At 62.3% G+C, this 17,429-nt stretch carries 16 protein-coding genes; 14 read left to right on the forward strand and 2 right to left on the reverse strand.

The features are described 5' to 3' along the window. Positions 1-100 precede the first annotated feature (100 nt). On the reverse strand, positions 101-958 hold the full coding sequence (locus CLU94_RS23755; protein WP_099667424.1) for an MBL fold metallo-hydrolase: 858 nt from the start codon (positions 956-958) through the stop codon (positions 101-103). 187 nt (positions 959-1,145) lie between these two features. On the opposite strand from CLU94_RS23755, the gene CLU94_RS23760 reads away from it, so the two are divergent. The 9 genes from CLU94_RS23760 to CLU94_RS23800 all read left to right on the forward strand — a co-directional run bounded on the left by CLU94_RS23760 (position 1,146) and on the right by CLU94_RS23800 (position 13,049). Next, positions 1,146-1,382, forward strand: coding sequence for a hypothetical protein (locus tag CLU94_RS23760; protein WP_099667425.1), 237 nt, complete (start codon positions 1,146-1,148; stop codon positions 1,380-1,382). 122 nt (positions 1,383-1,504) lie between these two features. Next, positions 1,505-1,753: a hypothetical protein gene (locus CLU94_RS23765; protein WP_034783948.1), complete on the forward strand. Its 249-nt coding sequence runs from the start codon at positions 1,505-1,507 to the stop codon at positions 1,751-1,753. 365 nt (positions 1,754-2,118) lie between these two features. Then, positions 2,119-3,006 carry a methylisocitrate lyase gene (gene prpB, locus CLU94_RS23770; protein ID WP_034783951.1) on the forward strand — a complete coding sequence of 296 codons (888 nt, stop codon included), beginning with the start codon at positions 2,119-2,121 and terminating at the stop codon, positions 3,004-3,006. 81 nt (positions 3,007-3,087) lie between these two features. Beyond that, a complete protein-coding gene (gene prpC / locus CLU94_RS23775) occupies positions 3,088-4,242 on the forward strand; it encodes a bifunctional 2-methylcitrate synthase/citrate synthase (protein ID WP_099667426.1) in 1,155 nt (384 codons plus the stop codon). An 11-nt stretch (positions 4,243-4,253) separates the two neighbouring features. After that, positions 4,254-6,848 (forward strand): Fe/S-dependent 2-methylisocitrate dehydratase AcnD, encoded by a 2,595-nt coding sequence (acnD, locus tag CLU94_RS23780; RefSeq protein WP_099668466.1) that lies wholly within the window; start codon positions 4,254-4,256, stop codon positions 6,846-6,848. 61 nt (positions 6,849-6,909) lie between these two features. Further along, on the forward strand, positions 6,910-8,109 hold the full coding sequence (gene prpF, locus CLU94_RS23785) for a 2-methylaconitate cis-trans isomerase PrpF (protein ID WP_099667427.1): 1,200 nt from the start codon (positions 6,910-6,912) through the stop codon (positions 8,107-8,109). A gap of 169 nt (positions 8,110-8,278) precedes the next feature. Next, positions 8,279-9,832 carry an MBOAT family O-acyltransferase gene (locus tag CLU94_RS23790; RefSeq protein ID WP_099667428.1) on the forward strand — a complete coding sequence of 518 codons (1,554 nt, stop codon included), beginning with the start codon at positions 8,279-8,281 and terminating at the stop codon, positions 9,830-9,832. Positions 9,833-9,844: 12 nt separating this feature from the next. Continuing rightward, positions 9,845-11,071 (forward strand): hypothetical protein, encoded by a 1,227-nt coding sequence (locus CLU94_RS23795; RefSeq protein WP_143451518.1) that lies wholly within the window; start codon positions 9,845-9,847, stop codon positions 11,069-11,071. Positions 11,072-11,162: 91 nt separating this feature from the next. Then, positions 11,163-13,049 carry a propionate--CoA ligase gene (locus CLU94_RS23800; protein ID WP_099667430.1) on the forward strand — a complete coding sequence of 629 codons (1,887 nt, stop codon included), beginning with the start codon at positions 11,163-11,165 and terminating at the stop codon, positions 13,047-13,049. 44 nt (positions 13,050-13,093) lie between these two features. Here CLU94_RS23800 and CLU94_RS23805 read toward each other — a convergent pair whose 3' ends face one another. Beyond that, positions 13,094-13,807, reverse strand: coding sequence for a S24 family peptidase (locus CLU94_RS23805; RefSeq protein WP_099667431.1), 714 nt, complete (start codon positions 13,805-13,807; stop codon positions 13,094-13,096). A gap of 149 nt (positions 13,808-13,956) precedes the next feature. Here CLU94_RS23805 and CLU94_RS23810 point away from each other — a divergent pair, with 149 nt between their 5' ends. From CLU94_RS23810 to CLU94_RS23830, 5 genes are all read left to right on the forward strand, one after another. After that, positions 13,957-14,367 (forward strand): hypothetical protein, encoded by a 411-nt coding sequence (locus CLU94_RS23810; protein ID WP_099667432.1) that lies wholly within the window; start codon positions 13,957-13,959, stop codon positions 14,365-14,367. A 24-nt stretch (positions 14,368-14,391) separates the two neighbouring features. Next, positions 14,392-14,934, forward strand: coding sequence for a zinc finger-like domain-containing protein (locus CLU94_RS23815; RefSeq protein ID WP_099667433.1), 543 nt, complete (start codon positions 14,392-14,394; stop codon positions 14,932-14,934). 333 nt (positions 14,935-15,267) lie between these two features. After that, on the forward strand, positions 15,268-16,473 hold the full coding sequence (locus CLU94_RS23820; RefSeq protein ID WP_099667434.1) for a phage tail tube protein: 1,206 nt from the start codon (positions 15,268-15,270) through the stop codon (positions 16,471-16,473). 76 nt (positions 16,474-16,549) lie between these two features. Then, positions 16,550-17,002, forward strand: a complete 453-nt coding sequence (locus CLU94_RS23825; RefSeq protein ID WP_099667435.1) for a hypothetical protein — start codon at positions 16,550-16,552, stop codon at positions 17,000-17,002. 8 nt (positions 17,003-17,010) lie between these two features. Further along, complete coding sequence (locus tag CLU94_RS23830) at positions 17,011-17,346, forward strand: phage tail assembly chaperone (protein WP_099667436.1); 336 nt, start codon at positions 17,011-17,013, stop codon at positions 17,344-17,346. The last annotated feature ends 83 nt before the right edge of the window (positions 17,347-17,429 follow it).

The following is a 17,429-nucleotide window of genomic DNA, read 5'->3' on the forward strand; positions in this document are numbered from 1 at the left end:
CAAGCGAACTCAGGCAATCTGCACTGTATGCGGATTGCCTGAGGTGGGACTTGCGTGGTGTCAAGAAAGGAAGCGCGGCGGGCGGGGAATGCCGGGGGAATCAGATCGCGTTCAGCGGTATTTTGAGGTAGCGCACGCCGTTGTCTTCCGGCTCGGGCAGCTTGCCCGCGTTGATGTTGACCTGGATGGCGGGCAGGATCAATGTCGGCATGTCCAGGGTGGCGTCGCGGCTGGTGCGCATGGCCACGAATTGTTCTTCCGTGATGCCGTCGCGCAAGTGAATGTTGCCGGCGCGCTGTTCGGCCACCGTCACTTCCCAGCGCGCCTCGCGGCCGTTGGGCGGGTAGTCGTGGCACATGAACAGCCGGGTCTGCGGCGGCAGCGACAGCAGGCGCTGCGCGGAGCGATACAGCAGCGCAGCGGAGCCGCCGGGGAAGTCGCAGCGGGCCGAGCCCACGTCCGGCATGAACAGGGTGTCGCCGACAAACACGGCGTCGCCGATCTGGTACGCCAGGTCGGCCGGCGTGTGGCCGGGCACATGCAGCGCGCGCACTTCCAATGCGCCGATATGGAATACCTGGTCGGGCGCGAACAGCTGGTCGAACTGCGAGCCGTCGGCCTTGGCCTCGCCCTGGTGGTAGACGGCGGCGAAGGCCTGCTGCACCGTCTGGATGGCGGCGCCGATGGCCACGTCGCCGCCCAACTGCTGCTGCAGGTAGGGCGCGGCGGACAGGTGATCCGCATGCGCATGGGTTTCCAGCAGCCAGCGGCACTGCAAGCCGTGCTCGCGCACGAAGGCGATCACCTTGTCGGCCGAGGCGGTCGAGGTGCGGCCCGCCTTGGGATCGTAGTCGAGCACGGAATCGATGATGGCGCAGTCCCGCCCGTCGGCCTCATACACGATATAGGTGACGGTGGCGGTGGCGGGGTCGAAGAAAGCTTGGATTTGTGGAGTCATCACGGCGGCAAGGGAGGGCAATGGGCGGACAGGGAATGGCATTATATCGCCAGAGTTCGCTAAAAAAATGTTGTAAATTCACATTTAACATGCGAAAAACAAATAAGGGAGCAGGCATGCGGCCGTCACAGCCGTGCGCACCCCGGCGCTTGCAGCATGGTAACCTCATTCTTCCAAGGAGGAATTCATGAACGATATCACTGCACGCAGCGAACAGTACCGCGGTTTTACGATTTCCGTGACCCCGCAAAAGGATAACGACGATTTATGGGATTTTACCTACCGCCTGCAGCGCGAAGGCGAGCCGGAAGCGCAGGCGATCACGCGCAGCCGCACCCTGGGCGGCTACGCGGCCCCCGAAACGGCTTGCACGGCGGGCCTGCAAGTGGCCAGGACGGAAGTCGATAATCTGCTGCGCCCTTGAGCCAGCGTAAATCGTTTAGCCCGAAAGTGAGCCTGACCAAGGCTGGCGCGTGAAACACGTCGCTGCCAGCCGCGCTTCATGCTACGATTTCCACTATTGAGTCAGTCACGAAGGAGGCACCCATGGATAGCAGTTCTAAAATTCACTATAAAGGCTGGGAAATCGTTCCCTTGGCCGTGCCCACCACCGACGGCAAATGGTCGGCCAGTTGCGACATCGAGCGCGCCACGGCCGAAGGCCTGGAAGTATTCGAAGGCTCGACCATGCAATTCGTGCGCGACGACGAGGAGGGCGCCATTGCCGCCGCCTGCGAAGAAGCCGTGCGCCAGATCGACAACATCATCGCCAATCCGCTGGTGCGGCTGGCCTAGTTCTTTATTTTTTTAGTCATCGTGTTCCCGCAGCCGGCATCCGCCGGCTGTTTTTTTTGCGCGCTACCGGCGGCGCGTGTGCCTGTCCCCATCTTTTCAGCCAGCGTTGTTGCATGTTTCAATGTAATGTTTCAAAATGAAATTATGAAACGATAATGAAACATCGTACGGGACAAACGTGACATCGTTGTTCCCTGGCGTGACAGCCCCGGAGCAGCGCTGGCTGGCCCCTTGTCGCCTGTTTTCACTCTGCCGTCACGTGTTGTTCGCCGCGCCGCGCCGGCCTGGCACGGCATTTGCAATACTGATGTTCATAGCCACTCCGTGAAACATTCGGGACCATCCGAAACCCATAAGGTGAACACATGACTCAATACTCCGCAGGTGCCGCATTCCGCAAGGCCGTCCAGGAAGAATCCCCGTTGCAAGTCGTCGGCGCCATCAACGCCAACCACGCCTTGCTGGCCAAGCGCGCCGGCTATAAAGCCATCTACCTGTCCGGCGGCGGCGTCGCGGCAGGCTCGCTGGGCTTGCCCGACCTGGGCATTTCCAGCCTGGACGACGTGCTGACCGACATCCGCCGCATCACCGACGTGTGCGACCTGCCGCTGCTGGTCGACGCCGACACGGGCTTCGGTTCGTCCGCCTTCAACGTGGCGCGCACGGTGAAATCGATGATCAAGTTCGGCGCGGCCGGCCTGCACATCGAAGACCAGGTGGGCGCCAAGCGCTGCGGTCACCGTCCGGGCAAGGAAATCGTGAGCAAGGAAGAAATGGTCGACCGCATCAAGGCGGCCGTCGACGCGCGTACGGACCCGAACTTCGTCATCATGGCGCGCACCGATGCGCTGGCCGTCGATGGCCTGGAAGCGGCGCTGGAACGCGCCGTCGCCTGCGTCGAAGCGGGCGCCGACATGATCTTCCCGGAAGCCATCACGGACCTGGACATGTACGCCACGTTCGCCAAGGCCGTCAACGTGCCGATTTTGGCCAACATCACGGAATTCGGCTCCACGCCGCTGTTCACCTTGGACGAACTGCGCAGCGCCCACGTGGGCCTGGCCCTGTATCCGCTGTCGGCCTTCCGCGCCATGAACAAGGCGGCGGAAAACGTCTATCAGGCGCTGCGCCGCGACGGCACGCAAAAGAACGTCGTCGACACCATGCAGACGCGCATGGAGCTGTATGAATCGATCAATTATCACGATTTCGAGCAAAAGCTCGATGCGCTGTTCGCCGCGCAAAAGAAATAAGTAAAGAAAAGTAAAGAAGCAGGGGCCGCATGCCGGCCCCGCAGTGACGCAACCGAGACTAGTCAATTTTTGGAGAAATCAATGAACGCACCGCAAGCCGCCACTTTCAAGCCTAAAAAATCCGTCGCCCTGTCCGGCGTCACCGCCGGCAATACGGCGCTGTGCTCGGTCGGCAAGACCGGCAACGATTTGCACTATCGCGGCTATGACATCCTGGACGTGGCCGACAGCTGCGAGTTCGAGGAAATCGCCTACCTGCTGGTGCACGGCAAGCTGCCGACAGCCGCTGAACTGAAAGGCTACAAGGCCAAGTTGAAATCCCTGCGCGGCTTGCCGTCGGCAGTGAAACTGGCGCTGGAAGCGCTGCCGGCCGCCGCCCACCCGATGGACGTGATGCGCACGGGCGTGTCCGTGCTGGGCTGCACCCTGCCGGAGAAGGACGACCATAACGCCCCGGGCGCGCGCGACATCGCCGACCGTCTGATGGCGTCGTTCGGCTCCATGCTGCTGTACTGGTACCACTACAGCCATAACGGCAAGCGCATCGAAGTGGAAACGGACGACGACTCGATCGGCGGCCACTTCCTGCACCTGCTGCACGGCGAAAAACCATCGGCGTCGTGGGAAAAAGCCATGCACACGTCGCTGATCCTGTACGCGGAACATGAATTCAATGCATCGACCTTCACCAGCCGGGTCATTGCCGGCACGGGTTCGGACATTCATTCCGCCATCACGGGCGCCATCGGCGCGCTGCGCGGTCCGAAACACGGCGGCGCGAACGAAGTGGCGCTGGATATCCAGAAACGCTACGACAACGCCGATGAAGCGGAAGCGGACATCCGCGAACGCGTGGCCAACAAGGAAGTGGTGATCGGCTTCGGCCACCCCGTCTACACGATTTCGGACCCGCGCAATAAAGTCATCAAGGAAGTGGCCCGTTCGCTGTCGCAGGAAGCCGGTTCCACGAAAATGTTCGACATCGCCGAGCGCCTGGAATCGGTCATGTGGGAAATCAAGAGCATGTTCCCGAACCTGGACTGGTTCTCGGCCGTGTCGTACCACATGATGGGCGTGCCGACGGCGATGTTTACGCCGCTGTTCGTCATCTCGCGTACCTCGGGCTGGGCTGCCCACATCATCGAGCAGCGTATCGACAACAAGATCATCCGCCCGAGCGCCAACTACGTGGGTCCGGAAGACCTGGAATTCGTCCCGATCAAGGACCGTAAATAATGAACGCCAACATGAATACGCTTTACCGCAAGCCCTTGCCGGGCACCCAGCTAGACTACTTCGACACGCGTGCCGCCGTCGATGCGATCCAGCCAGGCGCCTACGCCACCTTGCCCTACACCTCGCGCGTGCTGGCGGAAAACCTCGTGCGCCGTTGCGACCCGGCGACCTTGAACGCTTCGCTGAGCCAATTCATCGAACGCCGCCGCGACCTGGACTTCCCATGGTTCCCCGCGCGCGTCGTCTGCCATGACATCCTGGGCCAGACGGCCCTGGTCGACCTGGCCGGCCTGCGCGACGCCATCGCGGCCCAGGGCGGCGACCCGGCCCTCGTCAACCCCGTCGTGCCGACGCAGCTGGTGGTGGACCACTCGCTGGCCGTCGAATGCGGCGGTTTCGACCCCGACGCCTTCGCCAAGAACCGCGCCATCGAAGACCGCCGCAACGAAGACCGTTTCGACTTCATCGACTGGACCAAGAAGGCCTTCAAGAACGTCGATGTGATTCCGCCGGGCAACGGCATCTTGCACCAGATCAATCTTGAGCGCATGTCGCCCGTGATCCAGGTGCAAAATGGTGTAGCCTATCCCGATACGCTGGTGGGCACGGATTCGCACACGCCGATGGTCGATGCGCTGGGCGTGATCGCCATCGGCGTGGGCGGCCTGGAAGCGGAAAGCGTGATGCTGGGCCGCGCCTCGTGGATGCGCCTGCCGGACATCATCGGCGTCAAGCTGACGGGAAAACCGCAGCCGGGCATCACGGCCACCGATACCGTGCTGGCGCTGACGGAATTCTTGCGCAAGCAGAAGGTCGTCTCGTCCTACCTGGAATTCTTTGGCGAAGGCGCTGCGCACCTGACCCTGGGCGACCGCGCCACGATTTCCAACATGGCGCCGGAGTTCGGCGCCACGGCCGCCATGTTCTACATCGACGCGCAAACCATCAAGTACCTGAAATTGACGGGCCGCGACGACGAACTGGTGAAACTGGTGGAGCTGTACGCCAAAGAGACGGGCCTGTGGGCCGACAGCCTGGTGGACGCGCAGTACGAGCGCGTCTTGAGCTTCGACCTGTCGTCCGTCGTGCGCAATATCGCCGGTCCGTCGAATCCGCACAACCGCGTGCCGACGTCGGAGCTGGCCGCGCGCGGGATTTCCGGCATGGTGGAAAACGAACCGGGCAAGATGCCGGACGGCGCCGTCATCATCGCGGCCATCACCAGCTGCACCAACACGAACAACCCGCGCAACATGATCGCCGCCGGTTTGATCGCGCGCAATGCGAACCGCCTGGGCCTGACCCGCAAGCCGTGGGTGAAATCGTCGCTGGCTCCCGGCTCGAAAACCGTGGAACTGTATCTGCAGGAAGCGGGCCTGATGCCGGAGCTTGAAAACTTGGGCTTTGGCGTCGTGGCGTTTGCCTGCACCTCGTGCAACGGCATGTCGGGCGCGCTCGACCCCGTGATCCAGGATGAAGTGGTGTCGCGCGACCTGTACGCCACGGCCGTCTTGTCGGGCAACCGCAACTTCGACGGACGCATCCACCCGTACGCGAAACAGGCGTTCCTCGCCTCGCCGCCGCTGGTGGTAGCTTACGCGATCGCCGGCACCATCCGCTTCGATATCGAGAAGGATGTGCTGGGCCATGATGCGGATGGCAAGCCGATTCTGCTCAAGGATATCTGGCCGTCGGACGAGGAAATCGACGCCATCGTCGCTTCCAGCGTCAAGCCGGAGCAGTTCCGCAAGGTGTACATTCCGATGTTCGCCGCGCAGGCGGATGACGGCATCAAGGTCAGCCCCCTGTACGACTGGCGTCCGCAGACGACATACATCCGCCGTCCGCCGTACTGGGAAGGCGCGCTGGCTGGCGCGCGTCCCTTGAAAGGCATGCGTCCGCTGGCCGTCCTGGGCGACAACATCACCACCGACCACCTGTCGCCGTCGAACGCCATCATGCTCGATAGCGCGGCCGGCGAATACCTGGCGAAGATGGGCTTGCCCGAGGAAGACTTCAACTCTTACGCCACGCACCGGGGCGACCATCTGACGGCGCAGCGCGCCACGTTTGCCAACCCGACCCTGAAGAACGAGATGGTCATCGAGGATGGCAAAGTGAAAGCGGGTTCGCTCACGCGCATCGAGCCGGAAGGAAAAATCTCGCGCATGTGGGAAGCCATCGAGGTGTATATGGAGCGCAAGCAGCCATTGATCATCATCGCCGGTGCCGACTATGGCCAGGGCTCCTCGCGCGACTGGGCCGCCAAGGGCGTGCGCCTGGCCGGCGTGGAAGCCATCGTGGCCGAAGGTTTCGAACGCATCCACCGCACCAACCTGGTGGGCATGGGCGTGTTGCCGCTGGAATTTTTGGCTGGCGTGAACCGCAAGACCCTGGGCCTGGACGGCAGCGAAACCTATGACGTCGTCGGCGAGCGCACGCCGCGTTCCACCTTGACCTTGGTCATCCACCGCAAGAACGGCGAAACGGTCGAAGTGCCCGTCACCTGCCGTCTCGATACGGCGGAAGAGGTGTCGATCTACGAGGCGGGCGGCGTTCTTCAGCGCTTCGCGCAGGATTTCCTCGAGTCGTCCAAGGCAGCGTAAGCAGTTCGTCATTCACCGGGTGGCGCGCAGGCGCGCGCTGCCCGGCTTTCCAGGAAACCCTATGACCCACGTACCCCAAATCAAAATCCCCGCCACCTACATGCGCGGCGGCACCAGCAAGGGCGTGTTCTTCCGCCTGCAGGATTTGCCGGCCAGTGCGCAAGTGCCGGGCGCCGCGCGCGATGCGCTGCTGCTGCGCGTGATCGGCAGCCCCGACCCCTACGGCAAGCAGATCGACGGCATGGGCGGCGCCACGTCCAGCACCAGCAAGACGGTGATCCTGGCAAAAAGCGCCAAGCTTGACCACGACGTCGACTACCTGTTCGGCCAGGTCTCCATCGACAAGCCTTTCGTCGACTGGAGCGGCAATTGCGGCAACCTGTCGGCCGCCGTCGGCTCGTTCGCCATCGCCAGCGGCCTGGTGGACGCCGCGCGCGTGCCTGCAAACGGCATCGCCACGGTGCGCATCTGGCAAGCCAATATCGGCAAGACCATCATTGCCCACGTGCCCATGACGCATGGCGAAGTGCAGGAAACGGGCGACTTCGAACTCGATGGCGTGACTTTCCCGGCCGCCGAAGTGAAACTGGAATTCCTCGATCCGGCGGCAGACGAGGAGGGCGGCGATGGGGCCAGCTCGGCTATGTTTCCTACCGGCAACCTTGTCGACGACCTGGACGTACCCGGCATCGGTGTTTTAAAGGTCACGATGATCAACGCCGGCATCCCGACGATTTTTGTCGATGCGGACGCCATCGGCTACATGGGCACGGAACTGCAGGACGCCATCAATGGCGATCCGGTGGCGCTGGCCCGCTTCGAAACCATCCGCGCGCATGGTGCCTTGCGCATGGGACTCATCGCGCATCTCGATGAAGCGGCGAAACGCCAGCACACGCCGAAAGTGGCATTTGTCGCCAGGCCTGCCGGCTATGTCTCGTCCAGCGGCAAGCAGGTGGCAGCGGGCGAGATCGACTTGCTGGTGCGCGCCATGTCGATGGGTAAATTACATCATGCCATGATGGGCACGGCCGCTGTCGCCATCGGCACGGCGGCAGCCATTCCCGGCACCCTGGTCAACCTGGCGGCCGGTGGCGGTCCCCGCAACTCGGTGCGCTTCGGCCACCCGTCCGGCACCCTGATGGTGGGGGCGGAAGCGGCGCTCGTCGATGGCGTGTGGAACGTCACCAAGGCCATCATGAGCCGCAGCGCGCGCGTGCTGATGGAAGGGGCCGTGCGCGTTCCCGGCGACGCATTCTAGTCCGCGCAGTACGCACCTGGACTCGGCCTGACCGTGCACCTGCCGATAGATAGATACTTTTGCTGGTAAAAAAACTGAGCGGCAAGGAAAATGGCAGGGCGCCAGCCGCGATGCGCGTTAGCGTGTCGCGGATGTTGGCGGCCTCCCATGCTTCCTGACCGGTGAACAGATGTTATTTAACTCCTACGTCTTCCTTTTTGCTTTTCTACCCATCACGGTGGCGGGATTCTTCATCCTGGGTAGACGCAGCCAACTGGGGGCCGCCGTGTGGCTGGCGGGAGCGTCGCTGTTCTTCTACGGCTATTGGGATTACCGCTACCTGCCGCTGCTGCTGGGCTCTATCCTCTTCAACTACGGTTGTGCGGCCTTGCTCGGCGCCAGCCCGCCATCGGGCCGAAAATGGCTCGTCACCGCCGCCATCGGCGCCAATCTGGGCTTGCTCGCCTATTACAAGTACGCGGGATTCTTTGTCGCCAGCCTGGCGGAATTGACGGCGCAACCGATGCCCGTCCTGCACGTGGTGCTGCCGATCGGGATATCGTTTTTCACGTTTACCCAGATCGCTTTTCTGGTCGACACCTATCAGGGCAAGGCGCAGGAAAACCGCTTTGTCCACTATCTGCTGTTTGTCACGTATTTCCCCCATCTGATCGCCGGCCCCGTATTGCACCACAAGGAGATGATGCCGCAGTTTGCGGACAAGCGCATTTTCCGTCTCTCGGCCAGGAACGTCGCTATCGGCTCGACGATTTTCTTCATCGGCCTGGCCAAGAAAGTACTGATCGCCGACAGCATCGCCCCGTATGCGGCGCCGTTGTTCGACAACCCGGCCGCGCCCTCGCTGCTGGTCGCTTGGGGCGGGGTATTGGCGTATGCCTTCCAGCTGTACTTCGATTTTTCCGGCTATTCCGACATGGCCATTGGCTTGTCGCGCCTGTTCGGCGTGCGCCTTCCCCTGAATTTCGACTCGCCCTATAAATCGCGCAATATCGCGCAATTCTGGCGCCGCTGGCACATGACGCTATCGCGCTTCCTGCGCGATTACCTGTATATCCCGCTGGGCGGCAACCGCTGCGGGCCCGCGCGGCGCTACCTGAACCTGATGATCACGATGGTGCTGGGCGGCTTGTGGCATGGCGCTGGCTGGAATTTCATCGTCTGGGGCTTTTTGCACGGCGCCTACCTGGCCATCCACAAGGCCTGGAGCGCGGTGGCGCAGCGCTTGCGCCTGCCGCTCGATAGCCGCGTCTGGAAAGTCGTGGCCACCCTCGTCACTTTTGCCTCCGTCTGCATTGCCTGGGTCTTTTTCCGCGCGCCGGACATGGCAACGTCGTGGCAGATACTGCAGGGCATGGCGGGCGCCCATGGCGTCGCGGCACCCGACGTGCTGGCCAGCCGTGTGCCGCCGCTGCAGCACCTGCTGGAGGCGACGGGGATGACGTTTTATCTGGGCGGTGGACGCCTGTTCGTCGAAACCTGGACGTGGATCGCCATCGCGGCGCTGCTGGCCTTTGCTTTCCCGAATACGCAGCAGATCATGCGTCGCTGTGGGCCTGCGCTGGACTTCCAGCGTGCCCACCCTGCAGGAATAACAGGCCCTGGCATGACGAGGCTGCTGACTTGGCGCGCTTCACCGGCGTGGGCTGCCGCCATCGCGCTACTGGCACTGGCGAGCATCCTGGCCCTGAACCGGCCCGCCGAATTCTTGTATTTTCAGTTCTAGTGGAGAAGGAAAATGACAAGACCGTCCTATAGGCGCTATCTGTCCACCCTGGTGCTGGTGCTGCTTTCCTGCGCATGCCTGGTCTGCGCCTTCGTGTACATTGTCGACCCCTATAATCTGTATGGCGCGGTCAGGCGCGAAAACTTTAACGCCGTCAAGCCTGGCCTGAGCCGCTACCAGAGCCAGATCAAGCACGCACACGCGCTGCGTCTGCAGCCAAGCTTCATCATCCTGGGTAACTCGCGCGCCGAGATGGGTTTCGATCCGCGTGCCGCCGCATTTGGCGCAATGCAGGGTGATGGCTATAACATGGGGATACCAGGCACTGCGATGGCCACGGCCATCAGCCAGTTCGCCCAACTGACCCAGGCCGGTATCAAGCCGGGGACGGTGATCGTGGGAATTGAGTTCATTGATTTCCTGAAGCCGGCTGTCGCACCTCCGGTGCGCACAGAGGCGTCATCAGGCCATGTTCCGGGATTCTGGCGTTTCGATGCCTTGTTTTCTCTGGCCTCGGTGAAAGACGCCGTGAAGACCCCGTTCATCCAACATGACAGGGCGGCATTCACTATCGCGCCGAGCGGCCTCAATCCCGCGCTCGACTATGGCGCCCATGCGGTCCGCGATGGGTATTACAAGGTATTCAAGCATCGGGCGCAGAAAAGTGCCGCCAGATTTGTGAAAATGTCGAAGGCCGATTTTGCTGACGGCGATTTTCAGGCGATGCATGACTTTTTGGTGGCGATGTCGGCCACGCAAGCCGATATCAAGCTGGTGATCTATCCGTATCACGCACAGATGCTTACCCTGTTCGAAGGGGCTGGCCTGTGGCCCCTGTTCGAGGAGTGGAAACAGCAGGTCGTGCTGGAAGTGGCCTCCGTCAAGAAACAATATCCATCGGCCCGCATCAGCGTGACCGATTTCAGCGGCTTTGGCCTTTACAACTGCGAGCCGATTCCTACCCAACAACAACGCCATGCCAGTACGCGCTGGTACTGGGAAGCAGGACACTTCAAGAGGGCACTGGGCGACATCGTCATGCAGCGTGTGATGACGCAAAAGGATGGGGTGCCGGTGGACGGCCAGTTCGGCATGCTCCTGACCGGTGCCACGCTGGCGGCGAATCGCGACAGGATCGCAGCCGAGCGCAGCGCCTGCGTGGCAGCGCAGCCGGAGATGTTCCTTTTCTCCCAAAAACTGTTCGCAAGACCTTTGGAGGATGCACCAACAGATAACTAATAGTCAGCAGTACGCAAGCAGATAGTCCACATATCAAGGCCGGGCCAGTTCGCCCAAGCCGGAGACAGATTGCACGCACACCGGAGGAGACATGAATTTCGCAGCATTTTATCAACGCTCGATCGACACGCCTGACGCTTTCTGGCGCGAGGAAGCTGGCAAGATAGCCTGGCATGCCCCGTTTTCGCAAGTGCTCGATTATTCGCGGCCGCCGTTCGCCAAGTGGTTCGTTGGCGGTACCACCAATTTGTGCCACAACGCCGTCGACCGCTGGGTCGATAGCCAGGGCGATGCACCCGCCCTGATCGCCATTTCCACCGAAACGAATACGGAGCGCAGCTACAGCTTTCGCGAACTGCAGCGCGAAGTGGAGCGCTGCGCCGCCATCCTGCTGTCGCTGGGCGTGGTCAAGGGAGACCGCGTCCTGATCTACATGCCGATGATCGCCGAGGCGGCGTTCGCCATGCTCGCGTGCGCGCGCATCGGCGCCGTGCATTCCGTGGTGTTCGGCGGCTTTGCGGCCAACAGCCTGGCCAGCCGCATCGACGATGCGCGGCCAAAACTGGTGTTTTCCGCCGATGCCGGTTCGCGCAACGGCAAGGCGATTGCCTACAAGCCGCTGCTCGACGAAGCCATCCGCATCGCCGCGCACAAGCCGCAGCGGGTGCTGCTGGTCGACCGCCAGCTGGTGCCGATGGAACTGACGCCGGGCCGCGACGTCGATTACGCTGTCCTGCGCGAGCAGCACCTGGATGCGCAGGTGCCCGTCACCTGGCTCGAGTCGAACGAACCGTCGTACGTGCTGTACACCTCGGGCACGACGGGCAAGCCGAAGGGCGTGCAGCGCGACGTGGGCGGCTATGCGGTGGCGCTGGCGTCGTCGATGCAGTACACATTTTGCGGCAAGCCCGGCGAAACCTTCTTTGCCACCTCGGATATCGGCTGGGTGGTGGGCCATTCCTACATCGTGTATGGCCCGCTGATCGCCGGCATGGCCACCATCCTGTACGAGGGCTTGCCTATCTGTCCCGATGCGGGCATCTGGTGGAGCATCGTCGAAAAATACAAGGTCACGCGCATGTTCTCGGCGCCGACGGCCATCCGCGTGCTGCGCAAGCACCCGGTGGAACTGATGCGCAAATACGACCTGTCGTCATTGAAGGCGCTGTACCTGGCGGGCGAGCCGCTCGATGAAACCACGTCGCAATGGATCGCCGATGAACTGAAAGTGGACATCATCGACAATTACTGGCAGACGGAGACGGGCTGGCCGATCCTCTCGGTGGCCAAGGGTGTTGCCAACACGCCCACGCGCCTGGGCAGCCCCGGCCTGGCCATGTACGGTTACCAGGTCAAGCTGTTCAACGAGGCGACGGGCGAGGAGTGCGGCGCCAACGAGAAGGGCGTGCTGGTGCTGGAAGGCCCGCTGCCGCCCGGCTGCATGCAAACGGTGTACGGCGACGATGCGCGCTTCGTCGACACCTACTGGTCCACGTTCAGCGGCCGGCAAGTGTATTCGACGTTCGACTGGGGCGTGCGCGATGCGGATGGCTATTACTTCATCCTGGGACGCACCGATGACGTGATCAACGTGGCCGGCCACCGCCTGGGCACGCGCGAAATCGAGGAAAGCATCACCAGCCATCCGAACGTGTCGGAAGTGGCGGTGGTCGGCGTGGAAGACAAGCTCAAAGGCCAGGTGGCGATGGCTTTCGTGATCCTGAAGGACCCGCGGGGCTTCGACAGCGTCGAGGCGAAAGCGCTGCTGGAGCGCGAAGTGATGGCCGTCGTCGACCGCCAGCTGGGCGCCGTGGCACGGCCGGCGCGCGTGCTGTTCGTGCCGCAACTGCCGAAAACGCGCTCGGGCAAGCTGCTGCGTCGCTCGATCCAGGCCATCTGCGAAGGCCGCAGCCCGGGCGACCTGACGTCGATGGACGATCCGGCATCGCTGCAGCAGATCCAGGCGGCGCTGGCGTAAGCACCATGTTGCGAGCGAAGTTTATCAAACGATAAACTTCGCTTTCAAATCCGGTCGCTTTCCTTGCGCACGACCCTGCCCACGATCAGGCATTCATTGCCGCGGCACAGCTTGCGGTGGTATTTGCGCTGGTCCGGGTTGTCCGACGTCAGCCACCATTCGCCGATATCGCGCGCCATGCGCTTGACCACCGGCTCGCCTTCATAATTGATGGCAAACACGATGCCATCGGCCGGCCGGTTGTCTGCCGTATTGATGATCACCACGTCGTCCTCGTACAGGGCCGGCTCCATGCTCTCGCCCTTGACCTTGATCGCCACCAGTTTTTCCGGGTGGTAGCCATTGCGCTCGACCCAGCTGCGCGGCACGCTGATGGTGCTGCCGTCGTGCGTTTCCGGTTCGATGGCAAAGCCCGTGATGCCGGCCGACAGGCGCAGTTTCACCTTGCGGATCGGGTAAAAGCGTTCATCTTCGCCATCTTCCACGACCACCGGCTGCACGCCGGCCAGCGCGCGTGCCGTCAGTGCCGCCTGATCGGGCGCCGCGCCCTGGTCGAAATACATGCCGTCCAGTTGCAGATCCGCTTCCAGCTTGCGCGCGATCTTTTCGCTGAAAGCGCGCCCCTCGCGGTAGGTGGGCGAGAGGATTTGCGAGATGCGCGCCTCGCTCCAGCCGCTGACGTCGGAAATTTTCTTGCGTGTGTTGTCGTAGTGCTCGCGGATCAGGGCCAGCAGGCGGTCGCGTCTGTATTGATACATATTCATCTCCACATTAAACCTGAAATTTACCGTTTGATAAATTACCAAATGCTTGACTTTAACATTAGCGATTGATAAAGTCCACTCGTTGCCTGTCGCAAACGCACTACAGCGTTTGCCTGCGGGCAGCACCACGGGAGGTCAGGCAGATGTTGAACAGCAGTCAATTGGTGGAAAGCAGGACGGCGCCACGGCAGGGGCGCCAGTTACAGGGGCGCAGCAAGAAGTCGCAGCTGCATATCGCCCGCATCGCGCAGTACATCCGCGAGCAGGGCCAGGCCAGCGCGGCGCAATTGTCCGCCTTGCTGGGACTCGATGCGGGCACCATGAGCCGCTATCTGCGCCACATGTGCGGCCTGGGACAGATCCACCTGGCGCAGCGCCATTGCACGGAACCGGGGCGCCAGCGGCCCGCCCTGTACGCGCTGGGGGAGCAGGACGACGACGTCGATGGCTGGGCCGAACTGCCGCCGCAAGTGCGCCGCACGGCCAGCTGGGTACGCGGCGCGGCGCGCCGCGATCCGCTGGTGGCGGCCCTGTTTGGCCCGGCGGGTAACTGAAACAAGAATCAACGAGGAGAAATCATGGGATTTGCAGAAAAATTCATCGCATCGCTGTCGTCGCAGAACCTGCGCGACGATGCCGTCCACCACGACCTGGACGTGATCGCGGCCGCCGCGCTGGCCGGCGACATGGGCGCCTTGCTATGCCGCGTCAAGTACGCGGACGGCACCGTCAGCCGCCTGTTCGAAGGCAATGCGGGCAACCTGGCCCAATTGCTGCGCGCCTGGACGGCGGCCGTGACGCAGAAGGGCCGCGCGCGGCGCTGGGTCAAAGCGCAGACGGCCTGGGATGCGCAGGCGGCCAACACCTTGTATCGCCGCGTGGCCGAAGCGTCGCTCGCGCATTGGCTCGACAGCAAATGCAAGGTCTGCCACGGCACTGGCGTCGTCGCTGCCATGCAGGCCGGTGCACCCGTTGTCTGCCAGGCGTGCCACGGCGCCGGCGAAGCGGCCATCAGCTGCTCCGGCGGCTTCGAGCTCGAACGCATCAAGGATATGGTCAGCGAACTGGAAGCCATCTTCCAGTCGCACGGCGCCCGCGCCATGCGCCGCCTCGGCCACTGAAAATTTTTTGCAATATGCCTGGCGCTGAAAAAAAACCCCCTACAATAGAGTCTCGATCACGCAGCAACGGCAACACAGCTAACACCCGCAGTACACCACATGCTTCTCCACTCGTAATAGACGCGCTTTCGGCGCGACACCGATAGGGGAAATCAGCGCAGCGAACGGCCTTCATGGCCCCTTCGCCCACCTTCCGTCCGGCATGGCCCCGCGCCATCCGGACGCCAGCCCGCCGCCTCACCGCGTGCGGGCTTTTTATTTTCCTGGTTATCGGCAGTTCCCCCTCAAGACCGCAGATGCGGTCTTTTTTTCATCCCACGAAAGGTATTACTTATGGCATCGACAGCAAACGGCATCGACAGCTTGATCGTTATCAGCAAACAAAGCGCCGAAGGCAGCAAGGCTGCCGCCGGCGGCGGCCAGATTTATCCCCGCGTCACGGCCACTTTCGACACGGAAGCGGACAAGTACGCAAGCGCCGAAATCGACGCCAGCCAGCAGCAGGGCGATACCCGCCTGGGTAACTTCCGCACCACGGGCGCCATCAAGGCCGAAGCGGCGTGCGGCACGTATGCGCCGCTGATGGCTGCGCTGCTGCGCCGCGACTTCACGGCAGGCGGCGTGGCTGCCGCGCAAACCACGATCGCCGCCGCCGCCACCGGCCTGACACGCAGCGCCGGCTCCTGGCTGGCGGAAGGTTTCCGTGCCGGCAGCGTGGTGCGCATCACGGGCATGACGGCGCCGGCCGCCGCCAACAATGCGAAGAATTTCTTCGTCACGTCGGTGACGGCCACCAACCTGAATGGCCAGTTCATGGACGGTTCGGCCATGATCGTCAAGGCGGCCGGCGATTCCGTCGGCGTGGCGGCGGTGGGCAAGCGCAGTTTCACCCCGTTGACGGGCCACACCACCGACTGGTTCACGGCCGAAGTGCAGGACCCGAAGATCGGCGTGCACCGCAGCTTCGTCGACCAGCTGGTCAGCAAGATGGATATCGCCGTGCAGCCGAATGGCATCACCAGCCTGGACTTCACCCTGATGGGCAAGGCGGAAGGCCCGACCACGGCCGTGCCGTACTTCCCCACGCCGCTGGCCGCGCCGGGCACCGGTAAATTCTCGGGCGCCACGGCGATGCTGTCCGTGAACGGCATCCCGTCGCAGATCTGCACCGGCATGTCCGTCTCGCTCGACGGCCAGGTCAAGGTCGATCCGGTGATCGGCTCGAAATACGCCACGGCTGCCTCGCGCGGCAAGGTGATGGGTTCGGGCCAGTTCACGGTGCTGCTGCAGGACGCCACCTACCTCGACTACTTCAAGTCCGAGACGGAAATCCCGCTGGCCTACGCCATGGCGTCGGGCACGGCGCCGACCGCCGACGTGCTGGCGTTGGCCATGGGCCGCATCAAGATCACCTCGGCCAAGATCGACGACGGCGAGAAGAACAAGATCGTCACCTGCGCCTTCGACGTCCTGCGCTACAAGGGCGCCGACGCGCAGCACGAAGCGACCACCTTGAGCATCCAGGACAGCGCACTGTAAGCGGCTAGCGCCTGCACCGGGGCCGCCGTGATGGCGGCCCTTTTACTTTTACCCCAATCAAGAAAGAAAAATACATATGAACAACGCACAAATGATCGCCTCGGCTGGTTTCGATATCTCCCTGTTGAATGATGGCAACAAGGCTGTGGACCAGGTTCACCTGGTGTCGGTGTTGTTTGACGAAGACGGCGCGCACAAGGCGGGCTTTGACATCGTCAGCAAAAATTCTGACCAGTATCGTGCCGTGATTCGCGAAACGTCGGTGGTGGCGATCAAACGCTCGGTGCAAAAAAGCAAGCAGATCGATGCGAAGACCGATGAAGGCGCGGCGGAACTGTATGACCTGGCGGAAAACCGCAACATGAAGATCGCCATCGCGGTGGTGGTGGGCATGCCGGGTTTCGTCGACAAAGGCGTCCCGGTACAGCCTTCCCCGGCTTTGCTGAAGGCGATTTTTGAAAAAATGCCGTCCTGGCAGGAAAAAGTGCTGGCTGCACTTGAGGCGGACGGCAATTTTTTGACGGTCTAGCCGCTGCCTTGCTGCTCTTTGCCGACGAACAGTTCGAGCGTTCGGCAAAGGCGGCCGATGGCAATGCGAAAGGCGAGCACCTGGATGCCGCCAAGCGCCATCCACTCTACCGGGAGCCGCAGGCTCCCGTTCGCGCGCAACTGCCGTTTGAACTGGCACATGTGTGGCAGTTTTTCGTGCAGATGAGTCGCAAGCGGCAAAACGGCATGGCGGTCAATCCCTTGAGCAGCCTGGATATCCTGGCATGGCAACTGCGGCATCGTGTCCGTCTGACGGCATGGGAAGAGGAGCTGGTCGATCAGCTCGACGCTGCCTATATCTCCCATCAAAACAGTTCGCTTTAGCCCTGGTTTTGCCCTGATTTTTACAGCAGAGGTGACACGGAAAACACAACAGCCGTCGCGAAGGTGGCCTCGATTGCATGGTC

Origin of the sequence: Janthinobacterium sp. 13, from assembly GCF_002749695.1 — a bacterium.
GTDB lineage: Bacteria > Pseudomonadota > Gammaproteobacteria > Burkholderiales > Burkholderiaceae_D > Janthinobacterium > Janthinobacterium kumbetense.

What these genes read in the sequence shown, in the direction of transcription:
- CLU94_RS23755 (WP_099667424.1), bottom strand. Translation starts at nt 958, where the DNA reads ATGACTCCACAAATCCAAGCTTTCTTCGACCCCGCCACCGCCACCGTC.
- CLU94_RS23760 (WP_099667425.1), top strand. Translation starts at nt 1,146, where the DNA reads ATGAACGATATCACTGCACGCAGCGAACAGTACCGCGGTTTTACGATT.
- CLU94_RS23765 (WP_034783948.1), top strand. Translation starts at nt 1,505, where the DNA reads ATGGATAGCAGTTCTAAAATTCACTATAAAGGCTGGGAAATCGTTCCC.
- prpB (WP_034783951.1), top strand. Translation starts at nt 2,119, where the DNA reads ATGACTCAATACTCCGCAGGTGCCGCATTCCGCAAGGCCGTCCAGGAA.
- prpC (WP_099667426.1), top strand. Translation starts at nt 3,088, where the DNA reads ATGAACGCACCGCAAGCCGCCACTTTCAAGCCTAAAAAATCCGTCGCC.
- acnD (WP_099668466.1), top strand. Translation starts at nt 4,254, where the DNA reads ATGAATACGCTTTACCGCAAGCCCTTGCCGGGCACCCAGCTAGACTAC.
- prpF (WP_099667427.1), top strand. Translation starts at nt 6,910, where the DNA reads ATGACCCACGTACCCCAAATCAAAATCCCCGCCACCTACATGCGCGGC.
- CLU94_RS23790 (WP_099667428.1), top strand. Translation starts at nt 8,279, where the DNA reads ATGTTATTTAACTCCTACGTCTTCCTTTTTGCTTTTCTACCCATCACG.
- CLU94_RS23795 (WP_143451518.1), top strand. Translation starts at nt 9,845, where the DNA reads ATGACAAGACCGTCCTATAGGCGCTATCTGTCCACCCTGGTGCTGGTG.
- CLU94_RS23800 (WP_099667430.1), top strand. Translation starts at nt 11,163, where the DNA reads ATGAATTTCGCAGCATTTTATCAACGCTCGATCGACACGCCTGACGCT.
- CLU94_RS23805 (WP_099667431.1), bottom strand. Translation starts at nt 13,807, where the DNA reads ATGTATCAATACAGACGCGACCGCCTGCTGGCCCTGATCCGCGAGCAC.
- CLU94_RS23810 (WP_099667432.1), top strand. Translation starts at nt 13,957, where the DNA reads ATGTTGAACAGCAGTCAATTGGTGGAAAGCAGGACGGCGCCACGGCAG.
- CLU94_RS23815 (WP_099667433.1), top strand. Translation starts at nt 14,392, where the DNA reads ATGGGATTTGCAGAAAAATTCATCGCATCGCTGTCGTCGCAGAACCTG.
- CLU94_RS23820 (WP_099667434.1), top strand. Translation starts at nt 15,268, where the DNA reads ATGGCATCGACAGCAAACGGCATCGACAGCTTGATCGTTATCAGCAAA.
- CLU94_RS23825 (WP_099667435.1), top strand. Translation starts at nt 16,550, where the DNA reads ATGAACAACGCACAAATGATCGCCTCGGCTGGTTTCGATATCTCCCTG.